At 53.6% G+C, this 14,472-nt stretch carries 12 protein-coding genes; 10 read left to right on the top strand and 2 right to left on the bottom strand.

What is annotated here, in order from left to right:
* Positions 1-438 precede the first annotated feature (438 nt).
* The 5 genes from FJ147_22395 to FJ147_22375 all read left to right on the top strand — a co-directional run bounded on the left by FJ147_22395 (position 439) and on the right by FJ147_22375 (position 6,797).
* A complete protein-coding gene (locus tag FJ147_22395) occupies positions 439-2,349 on the top strand; it encodes a CBS domain-containing protein (GenBank protein ID MBM4258637.1) in 1,911 nt (636 codons plus the stop codon).
* A 310-nt stretch (positions 2,350-2,659) separates the two neighbouring features.
* Positions 2,660-3,841: a succinylglutamate desuccinylase/aspartoacylase family protein gene (locus FJ147_22390; protein MBM4258636.1), complete on the top strand. Its 1,182-nt coding sequence runs from the start codon at positions 2,660-2,662 to the stop codon at positions 3,839-3,841.
* Positions 3,842-3,844: 3 nt separating this feature from the next.
* Entirely contained in the window at positions 3,845-4,450 is a 606-nt protein-coding gene (locus FJ147_22385; protein ID MBM4258635.1) for a flavin reductase, read from the top strand.
* 13 nt (positions 4,451-4,463) lie between these two features.
* A complete protein-coding gene (locus FJ147_22380) occupies positions 4,464-5,651 on the top strand; it encodes a M20 family metallopeptidase (protein ID MBM4258634.1) in 1,188 nt (395 codons plus the stop codon).
* A gap of 126 nt (positions 5,652-5,777) precedes the next feature.
* Complete coding sequence (locus FJ147_22375) at positions 5,778-6,797, top strand: DUF1611 domain-containing protein (GenBank protein MBM4258633.1); 1,020 nt, start codon at positions 5,778-5,780, stop codon at positions 6,795-6,797.
* A 55-nt stretch (positions 6,798-6,852) separates the two neighbouring features.
* Here the strand turns inward: FJ147_22375 and FJ147_22370 are convergent, their stop codons facing one another.
* Together FJ147_22370 and FJ147_22365 are read right to left on the bottom strand one after the other, a co-directional pair.
* Positions 6,853-7,443 carry a Uma2 family endonuclease gene (locus FJ147_22370; protein ID MBM4258632.1) on the bottom strand — a complete coding sequence of 197 codons (591 nt, stop codon included), beginning with the start codon at positions 7,441-7,443 and terminating at the stop codon, positions 6,853-6,855.
* Between the two features lie 87 nt (positions 7,444-7,530).
* A complete protein-coding gene (locus tag FJ147_22365; protein MBM4258631.1) occupies positions 7,531-8,352 on the bottom strand; it encodes a Fis family transcriptional regulator in 822 nt (273 codons plus the stop codon).
* A 147-nt stretch (positions 8,353-8,499) separates the two neighbouring features.
* Here FJ147_22365 and FJ147_22360 point away from each other — a divergent pair, with 147 nt between their 5' ends.
* The 5 genes from FJ147_22360 to FJ147_22340 form a co-directional block, all read left to right on the top strand.
* Positions 8,500-10,218: a DEAD/DEAH box helicase gene (locus tag FJ147_22360; GenBank protein MBM4258630.1), complete on the top strand. Its 1,719-nt coding sequence runs from the start codon at positions 8,500-8,502 to the stop codon at positions 10,216-10,218.
* Positions 10,169-10,438, top strand: a complete 270-nt coding sequence (locus FJ147_22355) for a hypothetical protein (protein ID MBM4258629.1) — start codon at positions 10,169-10,171, stop codon at positions 10,436-10,438. Before FJ147_22360 ends, FJ147_22355 begins: the two co-directional genes overlap by 50 nt.
* The gene (locus FJ147_22350; GenBank protein MBM4258628.1) at positions 10,435-12,810 is read left to right on the top strand and encodes a hypothetical protein; all 2,376 of its coding nucleotides are present in this window, start codon (positions 10,435-10,437) and stop codon (positions 12,808-12,810) included. Before FJ147_22355 ends, FJ147_22350 begins: the two co-directional genes overlap by 4 nt.
* A gap of 59 nt (positions 12,811-12,869) precedes the next feature.
* Positions 12,870-13,688 (top strand): alpha/beta hydrolase, encoded by an 819-nt coding sequence (locus tag FJ147_22345; protein MBM4258627.1) that lies wholly within the window; start codon positions 12,870-12,872, stop codon positions 13,686-13,688.
* 77 nt (positions 13,689-13,765) lie between these two features.
* On the top strand, positions 13,766-14,472 hold a 707-nt coding region (locus FJ147_22340; GenBank protein MBM4258626.1), incomplete at its 3' end, for a hypothetical protein.

The following is a 14,472-nucleotide window of genomic DNA, read 5'->3' as shown; positions in this document are numbered from 1 at the left end:
GGGCGGCGCGGGCACAGCGCAATCACTTAGCATGTTGTTATCATGCGTGGGTATCCTTGAAAGTGAAAGCTCAAGAACTGGGCCAGACCCTGTATGCCGTGCGGGAGAGTTTGTTTAGTCATTACCTTCGCGCTGAACTACAAAACCCTCATGTCACGGCTTGTTAAGGTCCAAAGCGTAAGTCCTGTAGAAGTGTTGCAACAACAAAGAAGCGAAGGGTGTTTTCTCTCATTACCTTGGCATGCATACGAATCTCCTCCCGTACATAGCCAGGAGCGAGAAGTGTGCCAGCAATAACCTCACCAAACACCGTAATCTTTCGCAAAAATAGGAAAACCCTCTTGTTATTTTCTCATTTTTGCGACAACCCTCCGGCTTTTCCTGCAGATTACGAGGCCTACTTTTTGCTCCTCTCACATATACGAGGGAGTCACTGATATGGGCGCTCAAGACGTTGATCATGATCATGATGTTGCGCAACGGCGCTTTTTCATTACCCGCCTGCTTCACGATATCCAGGCCCTGGAGACCATGATCTCGCAGGGTATGATCGAATCCGATGTGCGACGCATCGGTGCTGATCAGGAACTGTTTCTGGTCGACCAAGCCTGGCGACCAGCGCCAACCGCACTGGAGATTCTTGATGTCGCCGATGACTCCCACTACACCACCGAGTTGGGGCGGTTCAATCTTGAAATCAATCTTGATCCATTGGTTTTCACTGGGGATTGCCTCAGTCAGATGGAACGTGACCTCACAACGCTACTTGGCAATCTTCGGACCACAGCGCATCGTTGTGGTAGCGAAATCGTCCTCACCGGTATTTTACCGACGTTGCGTAAGTCAGACCTTTCCCTCAGTAACATGACCCCAAAGCCACGCTATCTCGCGATTAGCAAAGCCATGGATCAACTACGGGGTGGTTCCTACGAGTTCCGCCTTAAGGGCATGGACGAACTCATCGTCAAGCATGACTCAGTCATGCTCGAAGCTTGCTGCACCAGTTTTCAAGTACATTATCAGGTCAGTGCCGAGGAATTCGTTCCGCTCTATAACATTGCTCAAGCCATGACTGCACCAGTTCTGGCGGCAGCGACAAATGCGCCGTTGCTCTTCGGTCGGCGCTTGTGGCGTGAGACCCGTATTCCGCTCTTTCAACAAGCAGTCGATACCCGCGGCGCCAGTCATCATATACGCGAACGGTCACCTCGTGTGAGTTTCGGTACGCGCTGGGTTGAGCAATCCGCCGTTGAATTGTTCCAGGAAGACTTGGCTCGCTTTCGTGTCCTGCTCGGAGCGTCGTTGCAAGAAGATTCGCTGGTCAGGTTGCAACAAGGACAAATGCCGACGCTGCAAGCATTACGTATCCACAACGGGACAGTCTATCGTTGGAATCGTGCCTGTTTTGGCTTCAACGACGGCAAGCCACATTTACGTATTGAGAATCGCGTGCTGCCTTCAGGGCCAACGCCACTCGATGAAATCGCCAATGCCGCTTTTCTGCTTGGGCTCTTAAGCAGCGGTCTGGCAGAGTACGGTGACATCACCAAGAGCATGGCATTTCATGATGCCGAAACCAATTTCCTCGCCGCTGCGCAAGCTGGCCTTGATGCGCAGTTCACCTGGCTCGATGGTCAGGTTCTACCAGCTCGCGAACTCATTTGCCGAGAATTGCTGCCCCTCGCACGACAAGGGTTACGTCAGGCCACACTCACAACCGCCGATATCGATCGCTACCTAGGTGTCATCGAAGAACGTGTCAAATCTGGTCGGACTGGCTCGCACTGGTTACTGCGCTCACTCGCAGAAATGCACGGCAGTGGCGAAAGTAAGGATTCAGTGCTGAGTGCGTTAACGGCAGCGACAGTCAATCGCCAATGGGAGGGTAAACCTGTGCATGAATGGTCAAACGCCCAATTAGCAGAGGGCAAGGCAAAGACTGCCGCCAACCTCCGTATCGAGGAGTTCATGACCACTGATTTGTTCACTGTCCATCCAGAGGAACCAATCGATTTGGTGATCAACCTCATGCACTGGAAACATATCCGTCATGTCCCGGTCGAGAATGAGCAAGGGGAGTTACTGGGAGTGATCTCCTGGTTCGAGATCGTCCACCATTACGATAAGCTCAGCAAACAAGGACAAACAGAGCCGGTCCCGGTCAGTGCGGTGTTACGCGCGAATCCTCCTACGGTTCCACCTGAGACGTCAGTCCAGGATGCCCTTACCCTAATGCGCTACGAGAAGATGGATTGTCTGCTTGTCATCAAAGAACGGCATCTGGTTGGGATTGTCACGGAACGTGACATTATGAATATCGCAGCCCGTTTGCTTGAGCATCAGTCATAATCACTCAGCGCACATGGAAACGAAAACCAACTTTAGGGAAAGTTCCACTAGTTATCACCCTCACCCTAGCCTTCTCCCTGGCAGGGAGAGGGAAGCACAAGGAGGTAGCGTGCGCTGCGCGCACGATGTGCCCGTACGTTCTGATTCCCGTGCGTATGGCGCACGCTACGGTTTCTACTCACACGGATTTCAAGTGAATTTCCTCTAGCCATCCTCGTCCCCCACACTCCTGGTCTGTGTTTCCCTCTCCCTGCTAGGGAGAGGGCTAGGGTGAGGGTCGAATGTGGAGGAAAAACTAAAGACTATCGCAATGAGTTCTCACACTCTCGCACTTCCCCAAGACCTTCCCCGCGTCTTAGGCACCTACGGTGGCCACACTGATGGCCCACTAGTGATTTGCCTCGGTGGCATTCACGGCAATGAACCAGCCGGAGTGATCGCTGCGCAACGCGTGCTGGAGTGGCTCCACACGCATCAACCCCCCTTCCGTGGTGAGCTACTGGCGCTAGCTGGTAATCGTGCGGCCTTGTTGAACAAGACGCGCTATCTTGCACAGGACCTTAATCGGGTCTGGTCGCTCGAACGTATCTCGGCATTCCGTGCAGGAACATGGAAGGAGCCTGCAGGTCCAGAAGACGAAGAGCAGCGCGAGCTACTCGCAGCTATTGATAAAGCCCTTGCCCGTCGTCGTGGACCGGTGATCTTTCTTGACCTCCACACAACCTCAGCCGTTGGTATTCCTTTTACGGTGATTGCTGACACGCTCCTGAATCGACAACTCGCGCGTAGCCTACCTGCGCCTGTGATACTTGGCTTGGAAGAGCACCTCGACGCGACTACACTGAATTACATGAACGACTGTGGCTATATCGCAGTTGGTTTCGAAGGCGGGCAGAATGAGGCTCTCACTTCAGTGGAACACCATGAGCTGGCACTGTGGACAACCTTGATCACTGCTGGTTGTATTCGTCGCGCGGATGTCCCACACGCGAGTGCGCTGCACGAGAAATTAGCGCAACAAACCAAAACGGTTCCACCAATTTTAGAGATTTGCTATCGACATGCGGTCCAACCAGAAGATCAATTTGTCATGGAGCCAGGCTTTGAGAATTTTCAGAGAATAGAGCGAGGTCAATTGTTGGCGCGTGATCGCCGTGGCGAGATCCGTGCACAGGAGAGCAGCTACATTTTGATGCCGTTGTATCAAAGCCAGGGAACCGATGGGTTTTTTCTCGTACGAGAAGTTAAACCTGTGTGGTTAACCGTATCGGCTCCCATGCGCCAATGGCAACTGGAAAAGTTTCTCCCCTGGCTGCCTGGCGTTCGTCGCCATCCAGAACACTCCGAGACACTGATTGTTAACCCCAAGATTGCCCGTTGGTTTGTCATTAAATTTTTTCACCTGCTCGGCTTTCGCCGTCAACGAGAAGAAGAAGGGAAGCTCATCGTGAGTCGCCGTCCGCACGACGTTGCTTCCTTCGAGGAGTGGTAAGTTATGCCGCACTATCTCCGTGAACATATTCGTACGCTGGAAGTCGATTTCCCTATATGGGATCGCTTTTTTACCGTCGCGCCGTTAGTGCTCGTCGGTACCAAAGAAGCCGACGGCTACGACCTCGCGCCCAAACATATGGTGACACCACTGGGTTGGGAAAATTACTTTGCCTTTGTCTGTGCCCAACGTCATCGTACACAGCAAAATATCGAGCGAGAGAGAGCGTTCACGGTTAGTTACCCACGACCGACGCAACTCGTACTGACGAGCCTCGCCGCCGCGCCACGCTGTGGCGATGATAGCAAGCCCAGTCTGCTCCCGTTACCAACGTTCCCTGCCAGTCAGGTAGATGGAGTGTTCGTGACTGATGCGTATCTGTTCCTCGAATGTACGCTCGATCGCATCATCGATGGCTTCGGGGTGAATAGCCTGATCATCGGGCGTATTGTTGCCGCCCATGCCCATGACGATGCCTTGCGTGGAGCCGAGCGTGACGACCAGGACATCATTCATCAAGCGCCACTGCTGAGCTATCTCTCACCAGGACGGATCGCACGGATTGACGAGAGTTATTCTTTTCCGTTTCCTGCCGATTTCAAACGATAAGGAGTCGGCTGGTATGGTAAATAATCCTTCTCATGAAATTGTCAGTTACCTCCGCACCTGTCTGCCAGAAATGATTACGCTGGTGCAGCAGCTCGCGGAAATAGAATCGCCGTCAACAGTGCCAGAATCCCAGCATCTGCTGTTAGCACGCCTCAGCAAGGTTTGCGAGCGTTTCAACTACACAGCACGCCATATTCCCGGACGACAGAGTGGCGGACATTTTTTCGCTCAGCCACTAGAGCGGCGACACCAACAACCTGTGCAGTTGTTGATAGGACACAGCGACACTGTCTGGCCAATTGGCACGCTCAAGGAAATGCCGATAGAAGTTGGTGAAGGCGTCATTCGTGGTCCTGGCGTTTACGACATGAAAGGTGGCTTAGTGCAGATGCTCTACGCTTTACAAGCGCTACATGCACTTCGGCTAGAACCAACGGTTACGCCACTCATTTTTATCAATTCAGATGAAGAGATTGGCAGTAGAGAATCCACGCCACATATTCGTCGCCTTGCTCGCATCGCTGATCGCGCATTCGTGCTTGAACCATCGCTTGGCTTAGAAGGCAAGCTAAAGATTGCCCGTAAAGGGGTCGGCAGTTTCACTGTCGTCGCCAAAGGCAAGGCTGCTCATGCGGGCCTTAATCCTGATGGTGGAGCCAGTGCGATTCTCGAACTGTCTTTCGTGATCCAGAAACTCTTTGCCTTAAATGATGCCAACAAAGGCATCACCGTAAATGTTGGCATGATCGACGGTGGGTTACGTCCGAACGTCATTGCCCCAGAAAGTCGTGCACAGATCGATGTGCGTGTGCAAACCCGCGAAGATGCAAAACGGGTCGAAGAAAGTATTCATTCATTACAGCCAACCACACCAGGCGTGACACTCGAGATTACTGGTAGCGTGCGCCGTCAACCTATGGAGCAAACACCACGCAACCTCGCGCTGCTAGAAATGGCGCAAGCAGCAGGACGAACATTTGATGTACATATTGGTGCTGGGGCCGCGGGTGGTGCATCCGATGGCAACACTACAAGTCTTTTCACCGCAACGCTTGACGGACTCGGAGCGGTCGGCGACGGCGCCCATGCCCAGCATGAGTTTCTCTATTTTGACAAGATGGTTGAGCGCAGCGCGTTACTGGCGCTGCTGTTGCTGACGCCGCCGGTAAGATCGAACGGCAGTGTGAATTTACCTGGATAGATCGCCTGTGGGTTCCCTCGCCGTATCAAGGTGAGGCCTGTCCTGAGCAGCGTCGAAGGAGACAGGGTGAGGGGCGAAACGGTGGGTAATGTCCCCGAACAAGACGTTCCACAAAGGAGGACTCTTATGAACGAGCGTTATTTTTTCGCGTCTTTGACAAGAATTTCTAACCTCCCCGAAATGACCTGGACAGTGGAACGTCTGCCCAGGGACCAATGGGCTACCGGTGATTACGTCGTAGGCGTAGTCAACGCCCATCATCGCGGCCTCTCCTCAATCGAGCTTGGCAATGGTCGTATGATCGAAGTCACCGATGGTGACCAGATTGTCGGCGCCTTTGGTCAACGCTGCGCTACACTGGAAGCAGTGGGTGACTGGCGAGCGATCAAAGATGACTGGCAGATGGAGGCACTGACGTCTGCTGGTTTATTTGGCAAGCTTACCTCGAAATCGGCGTTTCTTCCGGCCTTATTATCGCTTACCTATCGTGGGCATGTGATAGCAAATGGCAAGAAAACCACGATGCAAGACTTCGTTCCTCGTTTGCCCGAGCGGCCGTTTACCCTTCCCGTCGTGTTAATTGTTGGCACTTCTATGTCGGCTGGGAAAACCAGTTCCGCACGGATTATTACTCGACTGCTCAAGGAAGAAGGGCTCAAGGTGATTGGTGCCAAACTCACCGGAGCTGGACGCTATCGCGATATTCTCAGTGTGAAAGATGCCGGGGCAGATTGGATTTTCGATTTCGTCGACGTCGGGCTGCCATCAACAGTCAGTCCCCCGGAAGAATACCGATGCGCATTACGGCAACTACTTACGCGTATGATGGAAACACAGGCTGATGTTGTCATTGCCGAAGCTGGCGCTTCACCGCTCGAACCATACAACGGTGCGACTGCTATTGATGAAATTAAACGCAATGTGAAGTGCACCGTGCTGTGTGCGTCAGATCCGTATGGTGTCGTGGGCGTGACCACCGCATTTGAACGACAGCCTGACCTTGTCGCCGGAGCTGCAGCGAATACTGAAGCGGGGATTCAACTCGTTGAAAAACTCTCCGGCCTCAAAGCGCTCAACTTGTTGGATAAGCAATCGCTGCCGCAGTTACGAGAGATTCTGAAGGCGACGTTGGGATTGAGGCGTTGAATCATCGCGCCATCGGGTGATCGGGTCATCGCGCCACTTCTCCATTGAGTGATCCTTAACGCTTCTCCCCTTCCTCAGCTTCCTCTTCTAACCACCACTGACTCATATCCATTTCAACCGCAGCAAACGGCTCAGCACGAATGAGCTCCGTACCACCGTAGGCCCCGATATCAACCCATCGCCCGCCGTCGAGGCGATACACCTCTAAGGTGCGGGCAATAGGATCAACCAACCACAAATGACTAACATCTTCACGAGCGTAAATTGGCTTCTTTCGTACCCGATCAACACGAGCAGTACTGGTAGAAAGCACCTCACACACCCAATCCGGAGCTAACTCAAAATACGGCACATCACGAAGCACTGGCATTCGCTCACGTCGCCAGCCAGCGAGATCAGGAACAAGAATATCCCGACCAAGGTGTAATTCCGGTTCAAAGAGAATCCACCAGCCTCCCGGACCACCACCGCCACCGGAACGACGAGAAAATGGCCCGATGTCTTGGTATATTCCTCCAGTTGCGAGTGCATGCGCTGAGGCTGGGCGTGGTGAGGTAATTAATTCACCATCGACAATCTCAGCGACCAAATTGTCGGGAACTTTGAGAAGATCTTCATAAGTTGCGTGGCGAATTGCAGCGGTCATAACATCTCCGATGGCACAATGACTCCATTACCTGATCACTCAATTTCTCACTTCTTCAATGACCCGATGGCCCTATGGCCCGATGACTCAATCACCCGATTCTTTGACGATACACACCTTCTCCGCAAAATCCTCAAAGAAATAACCCGAACCACCCTCGCTCACAACCTGCAACAGCTTCTCACCATCTTTCACGCGAATACCACCAAGGACATGGACGCCACGCGCGAAGAACGTCGGTGGCCACGGGCTTGCCGTTGGTCCCGCCATAATCACACGTCGAGCTGTGCGTGAAGCATCGAGCAGATCATCAAGTCCGCCTTCTACTAACGTCGAACCAGTCATAATCACGACGCTGGCTTGCGACAGGGTCTCCACAGCTTGTTCAGGCGGATGCCAGAAGGCGCGTTCATCAGCTTTAAGAGCTTGCGGATGTTTATCGATCACTCGTAGATCAGCAACCTGACCTTTGAGTTTCTTGATAAACGGTACAAAACCACCAACCATCGCCACGCGATCATCAGAACGGACTTCTGCCGCATCAAGCGCGTCGACACCAACCAGCAGTCGTCCGCCGCACAGACCATGACGTTCCATCGCCAACGCCGAAAGCGCATTGAGAACGGCAACGCCAATCGAGCGCCGCAACGGCACCGGCGAACATGCATACTCGGCAATTTTCCAGGCTTCTTGGCCGGCAATGCGCCCTGCGGGAGGAGCCGACGCTGCTGACTTCGGACAACACACGGTGTCATTCAGATCCCGAGGGGTGAAAGCAACTCCTACATGTCCGCTCGACAATCGCACAGCAGTATAGAAAACGCCGATGCGCACCTCTGCTGCTGTCAATGGTTCACTGTGGAGCTTTGCTTGCAGATCATGTAACCATCGTTCGCTGATGTCTTGCATAAATACCTCCTTCTGACTTTTTCATAACCGACCGTATCTGAACAAGTATGCAGCAATTTCCATACCTATACTGCGCTGTTCATTCGCCATGCTTGATGATAGAAGGCGCTCAAACCTGAGATGAATAGGGCAAGGCCGATGAATGACATGAACAGTTTTCGCCCACACAACCCGCTGATTGTTCAGAGTGATCACACGCTGCTGCTTGAGGTCCACAACCCTCAGTACGAACAGGTCCGCATGGCAATCGGCGGGTTCGCTGAATTAGAGAAGAGCCCCGAACATATTCATACCTATCGCATCACACCACTGTCGTTGTGGAATGCGACTGCCGCTGGCCTTTCTGCCGACCGCATGACTACGGCGCTGGTCGAGTTTGCCAAATATCCGGTGCCGCAAAATGTGCTGGCTGATATTCGCGATTTGGCCGGACGTTGGGGTCGGGTGAAACTTTTGCGTCAGACCTCAGGACTAGTGCTGGCATGTGAAGATCTTGCCCTCCTGACCGAACTGTCCCGCAATCGCGACATCAAGCGCTATCTCGGTGAACAACTCACGCCGCAGACGTTTGCTGTCCCGGCTCGCTATCGCGGTGTACTCAAGCAGGCGCTCACCACCGTCGGCTGGCCGGTTGAAGACCTGGCGGGGTATGAGGATGGCATACCCTTACCTTTATCCTTACGTCAGGAGCGCTTCACGCTTCGAGATTATCAGCAAGAAGCCGCTGAGGCATTTTATGGTGGTGGGAGCGAACGAGGTGGTAGTGGTGTAGTTGTGTTGCCATGTGGTGGTGGCAAAACCATTGTCGGCTTGGCTGCCATGGCCCAGGTCAGTCAAGCAACGCTTATTCTCACCACTGGTGGGACCTCGGTCGAACAGTGGCGACGGGAGATCTTGGACAAGACAACGCTAAATGCGGCGGATATTGCTGAGTACACTGGAGCAACGAAGGATATTGGCCCGGTCACACTGAGCACGTATCAAATGTTGACCCACCGGCCAGATAAGACCGAAGACTTTCCTCACCTCGCGTTATTCAATCAACAGCAATGGGGCCTGATCATTTACGATGAGGTGCATTTACTGCCTGCCCCTGTGTTTCGTGTCACAGCAGAGGTGCAAGCTCGCCGTCGCCTTGGGCTTACTGCAACGCTCATTCGCGAAGATGGACGTGAGAGTGATGTCTTTAGCCTGATTGGTCCTAAGAAATACGATGTACCGTGGCGTGACCTCGAAGGGCAAGGCTGGATTGCTGAAGCGTTATGCACCGAGATTCGCTGCGTGATGCCGAAGGACATTAAAATGAACTACGCGCTCGCTGGTCCGCGCGAGAAGTTTCGCGTGGCAGCAGAGAATCCTGCCAAACGACCGCTGATCCATCAACTGCTCGCTGCGCATCCTGGCGCACCCACGATAGTCATTGGCCAGTATCTCGATCAACTGAAGCTGATTGCTGAAGAGTGTCAGGCGCCGCTTGTCACTGGCAAAACCACGCAACGCGAACGCGAGCGTCTGTATGGTTTGTTTCGCACTGGAGAGATCAAACTTCTTGTGTTATCCAAGGTCGGCAATTTTGCCCTTGACTTACCAGATGCTGAAGTCTTGATTCAGGTCTCTGGTACTTTTGGTTCTCGGCAAGAAGAGGCGCAACGATTGGGTCGCGTGCTACGACCAAAAGCCGATGGGCGCCGCGCGCATTTCTATACGCTGGTAAGCCGCGATAGCGAAGAACAAGAGTTCGCCCATCATCGGCAGCTGTTTTTGACCGAGCAGGGCTACAGCTATCGTATCGCCGATGAAACAGAATGGAGTACCGATGAAAACGCCTCGACTACGACTGGTCCCGCCAAAGCGGCAAACCGTTAATAAAGATAACGCTACCGGACCGGTGTTACATACCAACCTCACGATCATCGAAGTGAGTGACCCTTTTTTACTGCAAACGTTACGCGCAGATCGACGCATCGGTGCAGCGATAACCGTGCAGCTCTCCGATCGTGTGGCCGTTGTTCAGCCACGTCAGGCTGACATGGTCATCAAGCAATTGTTAAAGGCTGGACACACACCGAAAGTGATTGACGTATGAGTTGGGGATCTCGTCGTTACGCTCTACCACCGCAGCTGTTCCCGCTTGATTATGCTGTGCATCTGCCGACCTACACTGCAGACGTGCTGAAGCAAATGGCTCGTGTGTGGGTAGGAAAAGATGCAAGCAAACTCAACAAAGACGCCTGCACAAAAGCCATTATCAACGGGCTCGCAAACCCCACTGCCGTCCGAGCTGTAATTGATGGGCTCTCTCCATTCGAACGAGCGGGTTTGGGTTTACTGAAACATCATGGCCAGATTGCACGCACGGATGAGTTCGCCGTTGAACTCTTCATGTTGGGCTATCCGACTCCGCCCCTAGAACGAGCTTATTCGTACGGATTCAACCGTAGCGCTAGTCTCCTCTATGGCGGACTGAATACGCTCATCAAGAAAGGATTGGTGCTCGGACGTGAATGGGATCAAGGCTACGGCTCTACTCACGATGCAGCGATGGGTGAATATTATTACCGTCCCGAAGTGTTTTCTGATCACAGGCTGCTTACCCACATGGAAACAACACCGCCAGTGACGTTATCACTGACACCGTTCGTGGCAGGTGACGCCTCAGGTATGGCACTACAGCCAGCAGAAGTTGTCTTACGCCTCGTGTCGATGGTCGAGACACTGCGTAAACTCGGTCGTATCGATATCACCACCAAGGGACGCTTGGCAAAGCCATTTGTCGCCAAGCTAACCAAAGCGCTGGGCTGGGAGGAAGCGGCGGGGAAATCGGCTAACGCGCCATTTCCACAAGTCACATCGTTTTTCTTCCAATTGCTCCAAAGTGCCGGATGCTTACAGAGCCGACCCGAGTTAAACAGCTTGGAAGTGAGCCCACAAGCAAACGCACTTTTCGAGAAACCGTACAGCGCCCAAGCAACAGCCTGGGTTAATGGCTATCGTTCCCTGACCCATTGGACGGAATACACCCCCAGCGCGCTGTATTTTGAGGACGATGACCCCTCTGCTCACAGGAAGTTCACGGTCATGCGCTCGGCACTACTCATGGCACTGGCAGCATTGCCAGACGCTACAGCATGGTATCGTCTGAGCGATATCTCAGATGCCATCTATGAACGTATTGGAGAGTATTTTTCACTCCTCTACTTCCAAGGCTTCTATCCAGCCTATGGCAGAAAAGTCGCGGATGAAGCCAAGCAGCGCGCGGAGTGGCGGAAGAAGAATCGTGAACGCTGGCAACTCGCTGAACAGACCTGGATTCTGCATGCCATGGTGGGGCCACTCTATCACCTCGGGTTAGTTGCCCTCGCTCGCGAGAGCAATGAGCCGACGCCAGCGTCCATTGTGTTTCGTCTCACACCGTTAGGCAGAGCAGTCTTGTATGATCCGTTTCGGCCAGCGAGTGCGTCCACCACGGTTGACCTACCGACAATGGGTCCCGACGGTCCCTGCTGGATCGTGCAGCCGAATTTTGATGTCGTAGTCTATCTTGATCGCGCCTCGGCTGCACAACTGGCGTTTGTCGAGCGCATCGCTGCTCGGAAGCCCTCAAGTGGCGCGACCGTGCTGTACCATCTGACACGAGAAACGGTGTATGCGGCACTGGAGTCAGGTATCACCCCAGACATTCTGATTGAAAGATTGAGTCGCGGCTGTGACTATCCGTTACCAGAGAACATTAAGCAAACCTTAGCTGACTGGGCGGCACGGCGCGAACAGCTCTCGGTGTACCGTAGTGTCGATGTTCTGGAATTTCCCACGCAAGAAGAACGTGATGCCGCGCTGGCAAAACGGCCAGGAAGCGGGACCGCCGTAGGCGAACGTTACATCTTGCTCTCAAGAGAGCCGCAGAGCAAAACGCTCGCCGCTCACGCCCAGCGCGTGGTCAGTTATATAGCACCGCCAGCGCGGTGCCTGAGCGTCACAGAAGATGGCACTTTTACGATCGCACCAGCGCGTACTGATCTGCTCGTGGCAGGCGAGTTATCCGCGTGGGCAGAAACCGACGCCACCAGCAACGGTCACTGGCGCATTACTCGTCAGAGCGTACAGAAAGCGATGAGTGCAGGGTGGACAGTAGAAAGCATGCTCGAAAACCTGAAGCACCGTTTACAACATGACTTACCACCACTCCTGTTCGTAGCAATCCGCGCCTGGGCTGGCGTGCGGACGCTGCCAACAACAGTCGCGGTCGCAACTGACCTCATACTGCAAGTAACCGACTTAGAAGTCGCTCGTGCAATTGGCGGCAGTGCACTATTGCAACCATACTTCCGCGGGCGGCTGGGGCGACAAACGTTCCTCGTCAAACATGAGTCAGTCGAGGAGTTCCGTTCGAGGCTCGCCGAACTTGGCTTGCAGGTCGGCAACGATGTCGCCTTACTCGGGCCTGGGTGGAAAGACTAACAGCCAGTAGAGGCGGACGGTCATACGCCCCTACTTTTTCGACAAATAAGGAGGGAATCATGGCAAAGGTCACCGCTAATAATTGCGAGATGTTCTATGAGATCGACGACTACACCGACCCCTGGGTCAGTGAAAAGGACACAGTGTGGTTACAGCATGGGGTCGGACGCAGCACCAAGTTTTGGTATCACTGGGTTCCTGCCTTAGCCCGCCACTACCCAGTTCTACGGCGCGATATGCGCGGGCATGGTCAGTCTTCTGCCCCGGCACCAGGTCACAAATGGTCAATCGACGAACTGGTCAACGACATGCGCGCATTTATGGATGCTGTCGGTCTGCAACAGGTGCATTACGTTGGCGAATCCATCGGTGGTATTCTCGGTGTTGTCTTTGCGTCACGCTGGCCAGAACGATTCAAAAGTCTCACTATTTGTAATTCTCCCACAACGATTAGACCAGCCGGAACTCAAGCGCTGTCAGGGGAACACGGAAACGTGAATCAGGCCCTTACCACTGGCGGGTCAGAAGGCTGGGGACGCCTCTTGATCAAACAGAGAATCATTAGCGGTAAGAATCCCGCCCATATCGAATGGGTGGTCAAAGAATGGGCAAAGACACCAACACACGTCTTACAGGGGATTACGCGCACGCTGGATGGCGCCGATACCGCGCCGCTGCTGCCGCAGATCAAAGTCCCTACACTTGTTCTTGCTCCGTCTCGTAGTCCGATTACTCCGCTCAGCGATCAACTTTCGATGCGGACCTTGATCCCCAACTCACGAATCACGATCGTTGAAGGACCCGGACACGAGATTTATGTGGATGAACCAGAGGAGTGTATCAACGCTTTTCTGAAATTCGTGCGGTCGGTGGGATAACTTGTAGGGGCGCAGCATACTGCGCTCAGGTGCCACTGCTGGCTTGTCCAGCAGTGAGTCCTTTTTCGAAGGAACATATGCAACGCAGCCAACAACATATTCTCACGACTCACACTGGTAGTTTGCCACGTCCTCAATCGTTACTGGATCTCCTCATCCGCCAAGATCGTGGTGAGGCGATTGACCAAAAGGAGTTTGACCGCCTGTCCGAGGCCGCAGTAAAAGATGTGATCAACAAACAACTCGCTGCTGGCATTGATATCGGCAATGACGGCGAGCAGCCGCGCTCTGGGTTTGCCGGTTATGTGACACAGCGCATGAAAGGCTTTGGTGGTGGAGCCACGCGACCACCGTGGCGCGACTTCATCGACTTTCCCGACTTCGCTGAATTGATGCAACAGCGGATGAAGAACCTCAAGCTAGCCGCCACCTACACCACGCCACAGGCGATAGCAGAAATCCAATACACGGACCTGAGTGCTGCCACGCAAGAAAGCGACCTCTTTCTGCGTTGCGCCCAAGCCCAGTCACAACAATTCACCGATCGTTTCATGACCGCCGTCTCGCCTGGCATGGTCGCGACTTATCACCTCAATGCCTACTACGACTCGCATGAAAACTACGTGTTAGCTGTGGCTAAGGCGAATTCTGGAAAAGAAAATCCCCCTATATCAGTCAGGAGTAGCGGGGCGGATGAAGATGTCCCACTTGGGCAACTTGGGATGACGCTCCAGTCGCGCTTCGACCGTCCGCATGGCTGTCTTGTTCAGGGTAATGCCGCGCA

The sequence above is a fragment of the Deltaproteobacteria bacterium genome (genome assembly GCA_016874775.1).
Taxonomy (GTDB): Bacteria; Desulfobacterota; Binatia; order Bin18; family Bin18; genus VGTJ01.
This window is presented reverse-complemented; position numbering and strand designations above follow the sequence as displayed.